Raw genomic sequence first — 16,178 nt, 5'->3', positions numbered from 1 at the left:
TGGGCGCCGGCGCGCGGCCCGTCGTCCAGGACCCGACGTTCGGGGTGCGGCTGCTGAACCTGCCGTCCCGGATCCAGACCGTGTCGCTGACGATGACCACGACCGGGGCGGTGATGATGGCGCTGGCGTGGCTGATGCTGGGCCGGTTCGCGCTGGGCAGCAGGCGGATGTCGCGCGGCGACCTGGACCGCACCCTGCTGCTGTGGGTCCTGCCGCTGCTGCCCGCGCCGCCGATGTACAGCAAGGACGTCTACTCTTACCTCGCCCAGAGCCAGATCTCCCTGGAAGGGCTCGACCCCTACCGCGTGGGTCCGGCCTCCGGGCTCGGGCTGTCGCACGTGTTCACCCTGTCGGTGCCCAGCCTGTGGCGGGAGACCCCGGCGCCGTACGGCCCGTTGTTCCTGTGGATCGGGCGCGGCATCTCGTCGCTGACCGGGCAGAACATCGTCGCCGCCGTGCTCTGCCACCGGGTCGTGGTGCTGCTCGGGGTGGGCCTGATCGTATGGGCGACGCCGCGGCTGGCGCGGCGCTGCGGCGTGGCCGAGGTCAGCGCGCTGTGGCTGGGCGCGGCCAACCCGCTGCTGATCATGCATCTGGTCGGCGGCATCCACAACGAGGCACTGATGCTCGGGCTGATGCTGACCGGCGCCGAGTTCGCGCTGCGCGGCCTGGACCCGTCCCGCTTCCCGCGGCTCCTGCCCGCCACCTGGCGCCACCCCGCCGCCTGGGAGCCCCTGGGGCTGCTGCTGGCCGGGTCGGTCCTGATCGCACTGTCGTCGCAGGTGAAGCTGCCCTCGCTGCTCGCGCTCGGGTTCGTCACCATGGCGCTGGCCAACCGCTGCGGCGGTAGCCTGCGCGCGCTGCTGCTCTCCGGCGGCGCGATGGCGGGGTTGTCGCTGGCGGTGATGGCCCTGGTCGGTTGGGCCAGCGGGCTGGGGTTCGGCTGGATCTACACGCTGGGCACCGCCAACGTGGTGCGCAGCTGGATGTCGCCACCGACGCTGTTGGCCCTGGGCACCGGACAGGTGGGCATCCTGCTGGGGCTGGGCGACCACACCACCGCGGTACTGGCGCTCACCCGCGCCATCGGTGTGCTGATCATCACGGTGATGGTGGGCTGGCTGCTGGTGTCGGTCCTGCGCGGCCGGTTGCACCCGATCGGCGGGCTGGGTGTCGCGCTGGGTGTGACGGTGCTGCTGTTCCCCGTCGTGCAGCCCTGGTATCTGCTCTGGGCCATCATCCCCCTGGCGGCCTGGGCGACCCGCGCCGGCTTCAGGATGGCCGCCATCGTCATCACCCTGGTCGTGGGCATCTTCGGGCCGACGGCCAACGGGGATCGCTTCGCGCTGTTCCAGATCGTCGATGCGACGGTCGCCAGCACCCTCATCGTGCTGGGACTGATCGCGGGGACCTATACCCGGCTGCCGTGGCGGGGACTGCCGCCCGAGGGCCGGGAACCGGCCGAAGCGGCGCCGACCGCGCCGGCCCCCGAGTCAGCCGAGACCCCACGGCAGGCCGCGGCGCCGGACGCCTACGCTGATTCCACGTGAGCGCGCCCGCCTCGACCCCCGACGCCCCCGAAATCGTGGTACGGCTGCGCGGAGTGAGCAAACGGTACGGCTCCGGCGCGACAGCCGTGGCGGCCGTCTCCAACCTCGATCTGGACGTGCACGCCGCCGAGGTGTTCGCGTTGCTGGGCCCCAACGGCGCCGGGAAGACGACGACGGTCGAGATGTGCGAGGGCTTCGCACGCCCGGACGCCGGGTCGATCCAGGTGCTGGGCCTGGACCCGGTCACCGACAACGCGCGCCTGCGCGCGCGCATCGGGGTGATGCTGCAGGGCGGCGGTGGCTACCCCGCCGCCCGCGCCGGGGAGATGCTCAACCTGGTGGCCTCCTACGCCGCCGACCCCCTCGACCCCGCGTGGCTGCTGGACACCCTGGGCCTGACCGAGGCGGCCCGCACCACCTACCGGCGGCTCTCCGGCGGTCAGCAACAGCGCCTCGCACTGGCGTGCGCGCTGGTGGGCCGCCCGGAACTGGTGTTCCTCGACGAACCCACCGCTGGGCTGGACGCGCACGCCCGGCTGCTGGTCTGGGAGCTGATCGACGCGCTGCGCCGCGACGGCGTGACGGTGGTGCTGACCACCCACCAGCTCAAGGAAGCCGAGGAACTCGCCGACCGGCTGGTCATCATCGACCACGGCGTGCCGGTGGCCGCGGGCACGCCGGCGGAGCTGATGCGCAGCGGCGCGCAGGGCCAGTTGCGGTTCACCGCGCCGCCGCGGCTCGACCTGTCGCTGCTGGCCTCCGCCCTGCCGGAGGACTACCGGGTCAGCGAGGCGACGCCGGGCGAGTACCTGGTCGAGGGTGCCGTCGACCCGCAGGTGCTGGCGACCGTCACGGCGTGGTGCGCGCAGATCGGCGTGCTCGCCACCGACATGCGGGTCGGGCAACGCAGCCTCGAGGACGTGTTCTTGGATCTCACCGGCAGGGAGCTGCGTTCGTGAGCGAATCCCCTTTTCCCGCAGGCACTTTCACCCCGAACCCGCGGCCCAACACCGTGCCGCGCATGCTGGGCGCACAGTTCGGCCTGGAGTTGAAGCTGCTGCTGCGCAACGGCGAGCAGCTGCTGCTGACCATGTTCATCCCGATCACGCTGCTGGTCGGGCTCACGCTGCTGCCGCTGGGCTCCTTCGGCGCCAACCGGGCCGCCACCTTCGTCCCGGTCATCATGGCGCTCGCGGTGGTCTCCACCGCGTTCACCGGCCAGGCGATCGCGGTCGCGTTCGACCGCCGCTACGGGGCCCTCAAGCGGCTGGGGGCCACCCCGTTGCCGGTGTGGGGAATCATCGCGGGCAAGTCGCTGGCGGTGGTCGCGGTGGTGTTCCTGCAGTCGCTCATCCTGGGCGCTATCGGGTTGGCGCTGGGCTGGCGGCCCGCCCCGGCCGGGCTGCTGCTCGGCGGGGCGATCATCGCACTGGGCACCGCCGGATTCGCCGCCCTGGGCCTGCTGCTGGGCGGCACGCTGCGGGCCGAAATCGTCCTCGCGCTCGCCAACCTGCTGTGGTTCGTCTTCGCCGGGCTCGGCGCGCTGACCATCGAGACGCGGATGATCCCGGCGGCGGCCAAATGGCTCTCGCGGCTGACGCCGTCGGGCGCGCTCACCGAGGCGCTGTCGCAGGCGTTGACCTTGTCGGTGGACTGGTTCGGCGTCGCCGTCCTGGCGGTGTGGGGTTCGGTGGCGGCGCTGGCGGGGCTGCGCTGGTTCCGGTTCACCTGACGCCCACGCCCGTACTACAAGCCGTAGTTGTCGTTGCCTTACGATCGGACGCGTGCTGATGCGGCTGGTGAACCTGCTCCCCGATCCCAGCCTGCGCACCCAGCGCGTCATCGCCGCGATCGTGACCCTCACCCAGGGCGGCATCGCCGTCACCGGCGCGATCGTCCGCGTCACCGCCTCCGGGCTCGGCTGCCCCACCTGGCCGCAGTGCTTCCCGGGCAGCTTCACCCCGGTGGCCCACGCAGAGGTCCCGCGCATCCACCAGGCGGTCGAGTTCGGCAACCGGATGATCACGTTCGCGGTGGTCATCGCCGCGGTGCTGGCCGTGCTGGCGGTGACCCGGGCGCGCCGGCGCCGCGAGGTCCTGGTGTACGCGTGGCTGATGCCGGTGTCGACCCTGGTGCAGGCGGTCATCGGGGGCATCACCGTGCGGACCGGCCTGTTGTGGTGGACAGTGGCCATCCACCTGCTCACCTCCATGACGATGGTATGGCTGTCGGTGCTGCTCTACGTCAAGATCGGCGAGCCGGACGACGGGGAGGTCCGGCGGCGGGTGGCCCGGCCGCTGCGCGCCCTGACCGCCCTGATCGGGGCGAATCTGGCCGCGGTGCTGGTCACCGGCACGCTGGTGACGGCCGCCGGCCCGCACGCCGGGGACCGCGGCCCCAGCCGGGCGGTGCCGCGGCTGAAGGTCGAGATCGACACCCTGGTGCACGCGCACTCGTCGCTGCTGGTCGCCTACCTGGCGCTCGTGGTCGGCCTGGGCTTCGGCCTGCTGGCCGTCGGCGCGGCGCGGCCCATCCTGCTGCGGCTCGGCGTGCTGCTCGCCCTGGTGTGCGCGCAGGCCGCCGTCGGCACCGCGCAGTACTACACCGGGGTCCCCGCCGCCCTGGTCGCGCTGCACGTGGCGGGCGCCGCGGCGTGCACGGCGGCCACCGCGGCGCTGTGGGCGTCAATGCGACAGCGGGCCGAGCCCCAGCCGGTCGCAGGCTGACTCCACGGCCAGCGCGAACTCGCGCTCGGCGAGGTCACGGGCGCCGGCGTCCAACCGACGCCAGCCCAGCGACGGCTCCACCAGTTGCAGTTCCAGAAGGCGCGGATCGTCGTGCCCGCCGACGACGTGGGCGCGCGCGTAGAGCAGCTCGCGTCGCGCGACGCCCGTCCGGGCCGCCGCGGCGGCCAGCGCGGCGGCGCCGACCGCCCAGATCTCCGGGTCGGGTTCGGCCTGGACCAGCCGGCGTTCCCGCATCGTGAACGCGTGCGACGGCGCGCCGCCGAGAAAGACCAGCACCGACTCGGGGGCCGCGTCACAGGCTTGCAGCAGCACGGCACGGCCCGCCCTGTGTAGTTCGCCCGCGTCCACCACGGCCGAGACGCGGTCGGCGCAGCGGCGGCTCCCGGTGCCGACTGCCGGGCCGAGGAAGACGTGCCCGCTGGGCGGCACCCGGATACGTTCCCCGGGCGCGAAGAACTCCCCCGGCACCGTCGGCACCCCCGCACGCGCCAGGTCGGCCAGATAGTGGCGGTCGGCGTTCCAGGCCACCACGGCGGGCGGGTTCAGCACGTTGGCCATGACGCTCATCCAGGCCAGAAAGTCCTCGAGCCGCTCGGCGTAGTCGGCGGTGGCACGCAGGATCACCAGGTCCGCCAGACCCGTTTCGGGCTCGTCCCAGGACAGCCAGCGTGCGTGCAGACCGCGGTGGCGCAGCGCAGCGACCAGCCCCGCGTCGTCGCCGTCGCCGGTGACGTGCCGCCGACAGCCCGCCAGCACGATGCGCGGATGGAAGAGGTCCGGCCGGGCGAGCTTCATCTCCCGGCATGATAGGCCCATGCACGCAATAGAAGTCGCCGACACAGGCGGCCCGGAGGTCCTGCGTTACGTCGACACCCCACGGCCCAACCCGGGTCCCGGCGAGCTGCTGATCGAGGCTGAGGCCATCGGCGTGAACTACATCGACACCTACTTCCGCTCGGGCCAGTACCCGCGCGAGTTGCCGTTCATCCTCGGCCAGGAGATGTGCGGCACGGTCGTCGGCGCCGGCGAGGGGGTGGACGGTTTCAGCGACGGCGATCGGGTGGTCAGCGCCGCGGTGTCCGGGGGCTACGCCGAATACGCCACCGCACCGGCCGCGCTGACCGCGAAGGTGCCGGGCGGGGTGGCATCCGATGTGGCGGCCTCGGTGTTGCTGAAGGGCCTGACCGCCCATTACCTGCTGAAGTCGGTGTATCCCGTGCAAAGCGGCGACACCGTGCTGGTGCACGCGGGCGCCGGCGGGGTCGGGCTGCTCCTGACGCAGTGGGCGCGCCTGCTGGGCGCCCGGGTGATCACCACGGTCTCGACGCCGGAGAAGGAGCGGATGTCGAGGGACGCCGGAGCCGCCGAGGTGCTCTCCTATCCTGACGACGCCGCCGGATTCGGCCGGCGGATCCGCGAGCTGACGGGCGGCGCGGGGGTGGCGGCGGTCTACGACGGCGTGGGCGCGAGCACGTTCGACGCCAGCCTGGCCAGCCTGGCGGTGCGCGGCACCCTGGCGCTGTTCGGCGCCGCCAGCGGACCGGTTCCGCCCGTCGATCCGCAGCGGCTCAACGCGGCCGGGTCGGTGTACCTCACCCGCCCCTCGCTGGTCCACTTCATCCGCACCCGCGACGAGTTCGCCCGGCGGGCGACCGAACTGTTCGATGCGATCGGCAGCGGGGCCATCTCCGTGCAGGTCGGGGGCCGGTACCCCCTCGCCGAAGCGGCCCGCGCCCACCAGGATCTGCAGGGCCGCCGCACCGCGGGCTCTATCGTGCTACTGCCCTGGCCGCCATCGCGCTAGAACAGCGTCGGCAGCGCGAGGGCCGAGTCGACCGCCAGCGCGCAGAACACCACCGCCAGGTAATTGTTGGACTGCAGGAACAGCCGCAGCGGTTTGACGGGCTGGCCGGCGCGGACCCCGGCGTACAGCTGGTGGGCCATCGCCAGGAACCACACCCCGGCGGCCACGGCCACCGCCGCGTACAGCCACCCCGCCGCCGGCGCCAGCGCCAGCGTCGTCAGCACCGTCAGCCAGGTGTAGATCAGGATCTGCTTGGTGACCTGGCGCTCGGTCGCCACGGCCGGCAGCATCGGCACGCCGGCCGCCTTGTAGTCGTCCTTGTAGCGCATCGCCAGCGCCCAGGTGTGCGGCGGTGTCCAGAAGAAGATGATGGCGAACATCACCAGCGCCGGCCACGCGATGGTGCCGGTGACCGCCGACCACCCGATCATGACCGGCATGCAGCCGGCCGCGCCGCCCCACACGACGTTCTGCGACGTCCGCCGCTTGAGCAGCAGCGTGTAGACGAACACATAGAACGCGATCGTGGCGACGGCCAGCAGCCCCGACAGCAGGTTGGTGGTCAACCACAGCCAGAAGAACGAGCCCACGCTCAGCACCAGCCCGAACACCAGGGCGTTTCGCGTGGGCACCGCGGCCCGCGCCAGGGGCCGGCGCGCGGTCCGCTTCATCACCTTGTCGATGTCCGCGTCGGCGACGCAGTTGAGCGTGTTGGCGCCCCCGGCCGCCAGCATCCCCCCGAACAGTGTGTTGAGGATCAACAGCGGGTTCACGGTGCCGCGCGCGGCGAGCAGCATCGCGGGAATCGCGGTGACCAGCAGCAGTTCGATGACCCGCGGCTTGGTCAGCGCCAGGTACGCCAGCAGCGTGGCCATGACCCGGTTCCGCGCCGGGCCCTTCGACGGCTCGGACGACGGCCCGGGCCGGGCGGTCTCGGCTTTTCGGCTCGGCGCGACGCGCCCGCGAACGCTCACGCAATAACTCCTCGGGTTCCCAGCGGCGCGCAGCATCTACTACAGACGATGGTAGACCGCACACCCTGGGTGGCGAGCCCGCAGGGTCCCTTCACTGATGTTTCTCCCTCGATTGCGGGACTGGTTGCACCGCGCGTTCGGCCGGCGCGTAATTTTCACAACGCCCGGCCGTGGGTACCCCAAAATCTTGCACTGCAAGAGCCGCCGCTCCCGCACTAGGGTTGAGATTGATCAGCTCGATGACCCCAAGGACTGAGTCTGTGACAACACTCGAAGAGATCTCTGCGCTGACCCAACCACACCATCCCGATGACTGGGCCGAGATCGACTCGGTCGCCGTCGACACCGCGCGGGTGCTGGCCGCCGATGCGGTCCAGAAGGTCGGCAACGGCCACCCCGGGACGGCGATGAGCCTGGCGCCCCTGGCCTACACGCTGTTCCAGCGGGTGATGCGGCACGACCCCAGCGACACCAACTGGCTGGGCCGCGACCGGTTCATCCTGTCCTGCGGACACAGCAGCCTGACCCTCTACATCCAGCTCTATCTGGGCGGCTTCGGGCTGGAACTCTCCGACATCGAGTCGCTGCGCACCTGGGGGTCCAAGACCCCGGGGCACCCTGAGTTCCGGCACACCCGGGGCGTGGAGATCACCACCGGCCCGCTCGGCCAGGGGCTGGCCTCGGCGGTCGGGATGGCGATGGCGGCCCGCTACGAGCGTGGCCTGTTCGACCCCGACGCCGAACCGGGCACCAGCCCGTTCGACCACTTCATCTACGTGATCGCCTCCGACGGGGACATCGAGGAGGGCGTCACCTCGGAGGCGTCGTCGCTGGCGGCCGTGCAGCAGCTGGGCAACCTGATCGTGTTCTACGACCACAACCAGATCTCGATCGAGGACGACACCGACATCGCGATGTGCGAGGACACCGCGGCCCGTTATCGCGCCTACGGCTGGCACGTCCAAGAGGTGGAGGGCGGCGAGAACGTCGTCGCCATCGAGGAGGCCATCGCCAACGCGAAAGCCGTCACCGACCGGCCGTCGTTCATCTCGCTGCGCACCATCATCGGCTACCCCGCCCCCAACCTGATGAACACCGGCAAGGCGCACGGCGCCGCCCTCGGCGACGAGGAGGTGGCGGCCGTCAAGGAGGCCCTCGGCTTCGACCCGAACAAGAAGTTCGAGGTGCGCGAGGACGTCATCACCCACACCCGCGGGCTGGTGGGCCGGGGCAAGGAGGCGCACGAACGCTGGCAGGCCGACTTCGAGGCCTGGGCCCAGCGCGAGCCGGACCGCAAGGCGCTGCTGGACCGACTCACCGCCGGGCAACTGCCCGACGGCTGGGACGCCGACCTGCCGCACTGGGAGACCGGCGGCGACGCGGTGGCCACCCGTAAGGCGTCCGGGGCGGTGCTGTCGGCCGTGGGTCCCAAACTGCCCGAGTTGTGGGGCGGTTCGGCCGACCTGGCCGGGAGCAACGACACTACCATGAAGGGCGCCACTTCCTTTGGCCCGCCGGCGATTTCGACCAAGGAGTACACCGCCGGCTGGTACGGCCGCACGCTGCACTTCGGCGTTCGCGAGCACGCGATGGGCGCCATCCTGTCCGGGATCGTGCTGCACGGCCCGACGCGGGCCTACGGCGGCACCTTCCTGCAGTTCTCCGACTACATGCGCCCGGCGGTGCGGCTCGCCGCGCTGATGGACATCGACACCATCTACGTGTGGACCCACGACTCGATCGGGCTCGGCGAGGACGGGCCGACCCACCAGCCGATCGAGCACCTGGCTGCACTGCGGGCGATCCCCCGGCTGTCGGTGGTGCGGCCCGCCGACGCCAACGAGACGGCCTACGCGTGGCGCTCGATCCTGGCCCGCGGCAACGGCAGCGGACCGGTGGGCCTGATCCTGACCCGCCAGGGCGTGCCGGTGCTCGAGGGCACCAGCCCGGAGGGCGTCGCCCGCGGCGGCTACGTCCTGGGCGACGACGGCGCCGAGGACGGCGAGGAGCCCGACGTCGTGCTGATCGCCACCGGCTCCGAGGTCCAGCTCGCCGTCGCGGCCCAGAAGTTGTTGGCGGACAAGGACATCGTCGCGCGGGTAGTCTCGATGCCGTGCGTGGAGTGGTTCGAGTCGCAACCCTCGGATTACCGCGACAGCGTGCTGCCGCCGTCCGTGTCGGCGCGGGTGGCCGTCGAGGCCGGCATCGCGCAGAGCTGGCACAAGCTGGTCGGCGACACCGGCAAGATCGTCTCGATCGAACACTACGGCGAGTCCGCCGATTACAAGACTTTGTTCCGTGAGTTCGGCTTCACCGCTGAGGCCGTCGCCGCCGCCGCGGAACAGGTAGTCGACAACTGAGAAAGGGCGATTCCCATGACCACTCAGAACCCGAACCTCGCGGCGCTGTCCGCCGCCGGCGTATCCGTCTGGCTCGATGACCTCTCGCGGGACCGGCTGCAGTCGGGCAACCTGCAGGAGCTGATCGACACCAAGAGTGTCGTCGGCGTGACCACCAACCCGTCGATCTTCCAGAAGGCGCTGGCCGAGGGCGACGCCTACGACGGCCAGATCGCCGAGCTGGCCGAACGCGGCGCCGACGTGGACGCCACGATCCGCACCGTCACCACCGACGACGTGCGCAACGCCTGCGACGTGTTCACTCCGCTGTGGGAAGCCACCCGGGGCGTCGACGGCCGGGTGTCGATCGAGGTCGACCCGCGGCTGGCCAACGAGACGGACAAGACCATCGCGCAGGCCGTCGAGCTGTGGAAGATCGTCGACCGCCCGAACCTGCTCATCAAGATCCCCGCCACCAAGGCCGGCCTGCCGGCCATCACCGCCACGCTGGCGGAAGGAATCTCGGTCAACGTCACGCTGATCTTCTCCGTCGAACGGCACCGCGAGGTCATGGACGCGTATCTGACCGGGCTGGAGAAGGCCCGCGAAGCCGGCCACGACCTGTCCAAGATCCATTCCGTGGCGTCGTTTTTCGTGTCCCGTGTGGACACCGAGATCGACAAGAGGCTGGACAAGATCGGCTCCGAGCAGGCGCTGGCGCTGCGCGGCAAGGCCGGGGTCGCCAACGCCCGGCTGGCCTACGCGGCCTACCAGGAGGTCTTCGAGGGCGGCGAGCGCTATGGGGCGCTCAAGTCCGCCGGCGCCCGCGTGCAGCGCCCATTGTGGGCGTCCACCGGTGTGAAGAACCCCGCCTACCCCGATACCCTCTACGTGACCGAACTGGTGGCGCCGAACACGGTGAACACCATGCCGGAACCCACGATCGACGCCGTCGCCGACCACGGAGAGGTCAAGGGCGACACGGTCAGCGGCACCGCCGCGGCCGCCCAGCAGGTGTTCGACGACCTGGAGCAGGTCGGCATCGACCTGACCGACGTGTTCGCGGTCCTGGAGAACGAAGGGGTCGAGAAGTTCGTGGACTCCTGGAACCAGCTACTCGACGAGACGCAGAAACAACTGGGTTCCGCCGACAAATGAGCCGTGGCGCCGAGGCCGCACAGTGGCGTAATCCGTTACGGGACCCCAACGACAAACGTCTGCCCAGGATCGCGGGTCCGTGCGCCATGGTGCTGTTCGGCGTCACCGGGGACCTGGCCCACAAGAAGGTCGTGCCGGCCATCTACGACCTGGCCAACCGTGGCCTGCTGCCCCCGACCTTCTCGCTGGTGGGCTTCGCCCGCCGCAACTGGGACCACGACGATTTCGCGCAGGTGGTCCACGACTCGGTCAAGCAGCACTGCCGCACCCCATTCCGTCAGTCGATATGGGAGCGGCTGGCCGATGGATTGCGTTTCGTGCGAGGCGAATTCGACGACGCCGTCGCCTTCGGGCGACTGGCCGTCACGCTGGAGAAGCTCGACGTCGAACGCGGCATCGGCGGCAACCACGCCTTCTACCTGGCGATCCCGCCCAAATCCTTCCCCGTGGTCTGTGACCAGCTGCGCAAGTCCGGGCTGGCCAACGCCCAGGACGGCAGCTGGAGCCGGGTGGTCATCGAGAAGCCCTTCGGCCACGACCTGCACAGCGCGCAGGAACTCAACCACGTGGTCAACGCAGTATTCCCGGAGGAGTCGGTGTTCCGCATCGACCACTACCTGGGCAAGGAGACGGTGCAGAACATCCTGGCGCTGCGGTTCGCCAACCAGCTGTGGGACCCCGTCTGGAACTCCCACTACGTCGACCACGTTCAGATCACCATGGCCGAGGACATCGGGCTGGGCGGGCGCGCCGGCTACTACGACGGCATCGGTGCCGCCCGCGACGTCATCCAGAACCACCTGATGCAGCTGCTGGCGCTGACCGCGATGGAGGAGCCGGTCAGCTTCAACCCGGTGGCGCTGCAGGCCGAGAAGATCAAGGTGCTCTCGGCGACCCAGCTCGCGCAGCCGCTGAACGAGACGAGCAGCCGCGGCCAGTACGCGGCGGGCTGGCAGGGCGGCGAGCAGGTGGTCGGGCTGCTCGACGAGGAGGGCTTCTCCGCGGACTCCACCACCGAGACGTTCGCCGCGATCACCCTCGAGGTCGACACCCGCCGCTGGGCCGGTGTGCCGTTCTACCTGCGCACCGGAAAACGCCTGGGCCGCAGGGTGACCGAGATCGCTCTCGTGTTCAAGCGCGCCCCGCACCTGCCGTTCGACGCGACCATGACCGACGAACTGGGCACCAACGCCATGGTGATCCGGGTCCAGCCCGACGAGGGCATCACCCTGCGGTTCGGTTCCAAGGTGCCGGGCAGCGCGATGGAAGTGCGCGACGTCAACATGGACTTCTCCTACGGCTCGGCCTTCGCGGAGGATTCACCCGAGGCCTACGAGCGGCTGATCCTGGACGTCCTGCTGGGTGAGCCGTCCCTGTTCCCGGTGAACGACGAGGTCGAACTGGCTTGGCGCATCCTCGATCCCGTGCTGGACTATTGGGCCACCCACGGCAAGCCCGACCCGTACGAGGCGGGCACCTGGGGCCCGGAGTCGGCGTTCGAGATGCTGCGCCGAACCGGCCGGGAATGGCGGCGGCCATGATTCGCGCCGACGACGATGCAGAGCGCAGCGATGCTGAGGAGTGGCGCAGATGATTGTCGACCTGCTCGACACCAGCACCAACGCGGTCAACAAGAAACTCGACGAGCTGCGCGAGCAGGTCGGCGCCGTGACGATGGGCCGGGTCGGAACCCTGATCATCGCCTCGGAGAACGAGGCCCTGCTCGAGGAGTGCATCGAGGCCGCGAACGACGCCAGCCACGAACACCCGATGCGGGTGCTCGTGGTGATGACCGGCGACGCCGAGGCCTCCGGCGCCCGGCTGGACGCCCAGCTGCGCGCCGGAGGCGACTCCACCGCCGGCGAAACGGTGGTGCTGCGGCTGTCCGGACCGCTGGCGCGCCACGCCGACAGTGTCGTCATCCCGTTCCTGCTGCCCGACATCCCGGTGGTGGTGTGGTGGCCCGACATCGCGCCGGCGGTGCCTGCCCGGGATCCGTTGGGTAAGTTGGCGATCCGTCGCATCACCGACGCCACCAACGGGCAGGACCCCCTCTCTGCGATCAAGAGCCGGCTGCCCGGCTACACCGCCGGCGACACCGACCTGGCGTGGGCCCGCATCACCTATTGGCGGGCGCTGCTGACCTCGGCCCTCGACCAGCCGCCGTACGAGCCGATCGAGTCAGCCCTGGTCTCGGGTCTGCGCACCGAACCCGCGCTCGACCTCCTGGCGGGGTGGCTGGCCAGCCGGATCGAAGGGCCGGTGCGCCGGGTCGTCGGCGACCTCAAGGTCGAGTTGCAGCGCCCGACCGAGACCATCACCCTGAGCCGTCCCCAGGAGGGCACGACGGCCACCCTGAGCCGGACCGGACGCCCGGATGCCCTGGTTCCGTTGGCGCGCCGGGAAACCCGCGAGTGCCTCGCCGAGGACATGCGCCGGCTGGACCCCGACGAAATCTATTTCGCCGCGTTGGAGGGAATAGGCAAGGTGCAGTACGCATGAATACCGTGGTCGAGGTTTTCCCGCAGACCCAGGAGTTGCTCGAGGCCGCCGTCAGCCGGCTCGTCGACTCCGTCCAGAGCGCCATGATGGCCCGGGGACGGGCCATGCTGGTGCTCACCGGCGGCAGCAACGGCATCGACCTGCTGCGGCGGCTCGGCCGGGAAGCGGACCGGATAGACTGGACCAACGTGCACCTGTTCTGGGGCGACGAACGCTACGTGCCCGAAAGCGACGACGAGCGCAACGACAAACAGGCGCGCGAGGCGCTGCTCGACCACATCGAAATCCCTTGCAGCAACATACATCCCATGCCGGCTAGCGACGGGGAGTTCGGCGATGACATAGCCGCCGCGGCGCTCGCCTACGAGCAGTTGCTGGCGGCCAACGCCGCACCCGGGCAGCCGGTGCCCAACTTCGACGTCCACCTGCTGGGCATGGGGCCCGAGGGCCACGTCAACTCGCTGTTCCCGGAGACCCCGGCGGTGCGCGAAACCACCCGCATGGTGGTCCCGGTCGACAACTCCCCCAAACCCCCGCCGCAACGAATCACCTTGACCCTGCCCGCGGTTCAGCGCTCCCGTGAGGTCTGGCTGATCGTCTCCGGGGAGGCCAAGGCAGATGCGGTGGCCGCCGCCGTCGGCGGCGCCCCGCCCGCCTCGGTCCCGGCCGCCGGGGCCGTCGGCCTCGAAACCACCCTGTGGTTGCTCGACGAGGCGGCCGCGTCCAAACTTCCGGGCTGACCGCGGACGACGGATAATCACCGTCATGGCAGACAAAACGGTTCGCGGCGGGCCCCCGGAGCGAAACCGGATCAAGACGCTCACCCAGGCGGCGCTCAACGCCGACAAGACGGTGGAGCAGGTCGGAGACGTCCTCGACAGCCTGAACAGGACCATGACGGAGCTCAGTAGCTCACTGTCGGCGCTGAACGCCACCGTCGAACGCATGGAAAACGGCCTGGACCATCTGGACGGCACGCTGTCCAGCCTCGACGACCTGGCCAAGCGGCTGCTCGGGCTGGTCGAACCCGTGGAGGCGATCGTCGACCGGATCGACGACATGGTCAAAGTCGGCGAGACGCTGATCTCGCCCCTGTCGGTCACCGAGCACGCGGTGCGCGGCGTACTGGACCGGCTGCGCAACCGGACGGTGCGCTAGCCGACGCGTCACCCGCTGTTGCGCAGCGCGCTGGCCAGGCCGTTCATCGTCAACAGGATGCCGCGCTGCACCAACTCGTCGTCGTCGCCGGAGCGGTAGCGGCGCAGCAACTCCACCTGCAGGTGGTTCAGCGGCTCCAGGTACGGGAAGCGGTTGAACACCGAGCGCGCCAACGCCGGGTTGTCGGCCAGCAGGTCGTCCTGCCCCGTGATGAGCTTGTGCATCGCGATGGTCCGTTCGTGCTCGGCGACGATCTTGTCGAACACCCGGTGCCGCAACGACTCGTCGTCCACCAGCTCGGCGTAGCGGGCCGCCAGGCCCAGATCGCTCTTGGCCAGCACCTGCGCCATGTTCGACAGCACGCTGCGGAAGAACGGCCACCGGCGGTACAGGTCGTGCAAGGTCTCCACCCGCTCGTCCTCGGTCTCCGGGCCCGCCGAGATCCAGCGCTCGAACGCCGTTCCGGTGCCGTACCAGCCCGGCAGCATCACCCGGGACTGGCTCCAGGCCAGCACCCACGGGATGGCGCGCAGGTCGGCGATCGAGGCGGTGGGCTTCCGCGAGGTCGGGCGGCTGCCGATGTTCAGCGACCCGATCTCGCTGACCGGGGTGGAGGACATGAAGTACTCCACGAAACCCGGTGTCTCGTGGACCAGTTCGGCGTAGGCGCGCCGCGCCAGCGCGGCCACCTCGTCGAGCAGCGCGTACGCCGGCTCCGCGGTGTCACCGAGGCCCTCGACGTCGAGCAGCGTCGACTCGAGCGTCGCCGCCACCAGGCTCTCCAGGTTGCGCCGCGCCGTGCGCGGCTCGGCGTATTTGGCGGCGATGACCTCGCCCTGCTCGGTGAGCCGCAGCGAACCGCTCACCGCGCCGGGCGGCTGCGCCAGGATGGCCTGGTAGCTCGGACCGCCGCCGCGGCCGACGGTGCCGCCGCGACCATGGAAGAGTCGCAACCGGATTCCGGCGTTGCGGGCCACCTCCACCAGCGCGAGCTCGGCGCGGTAGACCGCCCAGTTGGCTGCCAGATAGCCGCCGTCCTTGTTGGAGTCGGAGTAGCCGAGCATCACCTCCTGGCAGTCCCCCCGCGCAGCCACCAGTGCCCGGTAGAGGGGGAGCCCGAGCATGGCGTGCAGGGTCGCCGCGCCGTTGTGCAGGTCGTCGATCGTCTCGAACAGCGGCGAGATCGCCACCGGGCAGTAGGGTTCGGGCCCGGAGGCGTCCAGCAGGCCGGCCTCCTTGAGCAGGATCGCGGCCTCCAGGACGTCGGAGACCGACCGGCACATCGAGATGACGTAGTTGGGCACCGCGGCGGGGCCGTAGGTCCGGATCGCGTGGGCGGCGGCCGCGACGACGCCCAGCTCGCCGCGGGCCAGGTCGGATAGTTGCGCGCGCTCACCGACCAGCGGCCGGCGGGTGGCGAGCTCGCCGACCAGCAGTGCGACCCGCTCCGCTTCGGGCAACGAGCCGTAGTCGGGGTGCACCCCCGCCCACGCCAGCAGCTCGGCGACCACCTGTTCGTGCACGTCGGAGTTCTGCCGCAGGTCCAGGCCGCACAGGTGAAACCCGAAAGCGTGCACACCCTCCCGCAGCAGCGCCAGGCGGTCGTCGGCCAGCAGCGCGCTGCCGTGCGACCGCAGCGAGGCATCGATCGTGTCCAGGTCGGCCCGCAACTCGGCCGGCGTGCCGTAAGGCGCCAGCCCCAGGTCGAGCCCGTGTTGCGGCCGCCTGTCCAAGATGTGGGACGCGGTGGCGGTGAGCCGCCCGCGGATCACCCGCAGCGCCCGCCGGTAGGGCTCGTCGGCGCGGGCCTGTTCGCGGCAGCCGTCGGCCAACGCCGCCAGCGCGTCGGTCACCGCCACCAGCCGCGCCGACATCGAAAGCTCCTGCTCGAGGTCCGTCAGCTCGGACAGGTAGTGGGCCAGCGCGGTGAACGCGGCGCTGCCGGT

At 70.7% G+C, this 16,178-nt stretch carries 14 protein-coding genes; 11 read left to right on the top strand and 3 right to left on the bottom strand.

Annotated features, from left to right (window positions below):
* The 4 genes from mptB to AC2VOR_RS02070 form a co-directional block, all read left to right on the top strand.
* Positions 1–1,550: polyprenol phosphomannose-dependent alpha 1,6 mannosyltransferase MptB (gene mptB / locus AC2VOR_RS02085; RefSeq protein ID WP_486963114.1), on the top strand; the 1,550-nt coding region annotated here is incomplete at its 5' end.
* Positions 1,547–2,509: an ABC transporter ATP-binding protein gene (locus AC2VOR_RS02080; RefSeq protein WP_369739133.1), complete on the top strand. Its 963-nt coding sequence runs from the start codon at positions 1,547–1,549 to the stop codon at positions 2,507–2,509. The genes mptB and AC2VOR_RS02080, both read left to right, overlap by 4 nt.
* A gap of 62 nt (positions 2,510–2,571) precedes the next feature.
* Positions 2,572–3,282: an ABC transporter permease gene (locus AC2VOR_RS02075; RefSeq protein WP_369741634.1), complete on the top strand. Its 711-nt coding sequence runs from the start codon at positions 2,572–2,574 to the stop codon at positions 3,280–3,282.
* A gap of 58 nt (positions 3,283–3,340) precedes the next feature.
* Complete coding sequence (locus AC2VOR_RS02070) at positions 3,341–4,276, top strand: COX15/CtaA family protein (RefSeq protein WP_369741635.1); 936 nt, start codon at positions 3,341–3,343, stop codon at positions 4,274–4,276.
* Here the strand turns inward: AC2VOR_RS02070 and AC2VOR_RS02065 are convergent.
* The gene (locus tag AC2VOR_RS02065; RefSeq protein ID WP_486963113.1) at positions 4,235–5,092 is read right to left on the bottom strand and encodes an ATP-grasp domain-containing protein; all 858 of its coding nucleotides are present in this window, start codon (positions 5,090–5,092) and stop codon (positions 4,235–4,237) included. The genes AC2VOR_RS02070 and AC2VOR_RS02065 overlap by 42 nt on opposite strands.
* 19 nt (positions 5,093–5,111) lie before the next feature.
* Between AC2VOR_RS02065 and AC2VOR_RS02060 the strand changes: the two genes are divergently transcribed.
* Entirely contained in the window at positions 5,112–6,101 is a 990-nt protein-coding gene (locus AC2VOR_RS02060; protein WP_369739135.1) for a quinone oxidoreductase family protein, read from the top strand.
* Here AC2VOR_RS02060 and AC2VOR_RS02055 read toward each other — a convergent pair.
* On the bottom strand, positions 6,098–7,075 hold the full coding sequence (locus AC2VOR_RS02055; RefSeq protein ID WP_369739136.1) for a heme o synthase: 978 nt from the start codon (positions 7,073–7,075) through the stop codon (positions 6,098–6,100). The genes AC2VOR_RS02060 and AC2VOR_RS02055 overlap by 4 nt on opposite strands.
* Before the next feature lie 260 nt (positions 7,076–7,335).
* Here AC2VOR_RS02055 and tkt point away from each other — a divergent pair, with 260 nt between their 5' ends.
* The 6 genes from tkt to AC2VOR_RS02025 are packed head-to-tail and all read left to right on the top strand — an operon-like array spanning position 7,336 to position 14,232.
* Positions 7,336–9,435 carry a transketolase gene (gene tkt, locus AC2VOR_RS02050; protein ID WP_369739137.1) on the top strand — a complete coding sequence of 700 codons (2,100 nt, stop codon included), beginning with the start codon at positions 7,336–7,338 and terminating at the stop codon, positions 9,433–9,435.
* A gap of 15 nt (positions 9,436–9,450) precedes the next feature.
* Positions 9,451–10,572: a transaldolase gene (gene tal / locus AC2VOR_RS02045; RefSeq protein ID WP_369739138.1), complete on the top strand. Its 1,122-nt coding sequence runs from the start codon at positions 9,451–9,453 to the stop codon at positions 10,570–10,572.
* Entirely contained in the window at positions 10,569–12,113 is a 1,545-nt protein-coding gene (zwf, locus tag AC2VOR_RS02040; RefSeq protein WP_369739139.1) for a glucose-6-phosphate dehydrogenase, read from the top strand. Before tal ends, zwf begins: the two co-directional genes overlap by 4 nt.
* A gap of 49 nt (positions 12,114–12,162) precedes the next feature.
* Entirely contained in the window at positions 12,163–13,074 is a 912-nt protein-coding gene (opcA, locus tag AC2VOR_RS02035; RefSeq protein WP_369739140.1) for a glucose-6-phosphate dehydrogenase assembly protein OpcA, read from the top strand.
* On the top strand, positions 13,071–13,814 hold the full coding sequence (gene pgl / locus AC2VOR_RS02030) for a 6-phosphogluconolactonase (protein WP_369739141.1): 744 nt from the start codon (positions 13,071–13,073) through the stop codon (positions 13,812–13,814). The genes opcA and pgl overlap by 4 nt, the downstream gene beginning before the upstream one ends.
* A gap of 16 nt (positions 13,815–13,830) precedes the next feature.
* A complete protein-coding gene (locus tag AC2VOR_RS02025) occupies positions 13,831–14,232 on the top strand; it encodes an ATPase (protein ID WP_369741636.1) in 402 nt (133 codons plus the stop codon).
* A gap of 8 nt (positions 14,233–14,240) precedes the next feature.
* Here the strand turns inward: AC2VOR_RS02025 and ppc are convergent.
* A partial coding sequence (ppc, locus tag AC2VOR_RS02020; RefSeq protein WP_486963112.1) for a phosphoenolpyruvate carboxylase occupies positions 14,241–16,178 on the bottom strand: 1,938 nt, incomplete at its 5' end.

Source organism: Mycobacterium sp. TH-M103, assembly GCF_057473785.1.
Note: the sequence above shows the minus strand (reverse complement) of the source record. Positions and strands in the feature narration are given on the sequence as shown.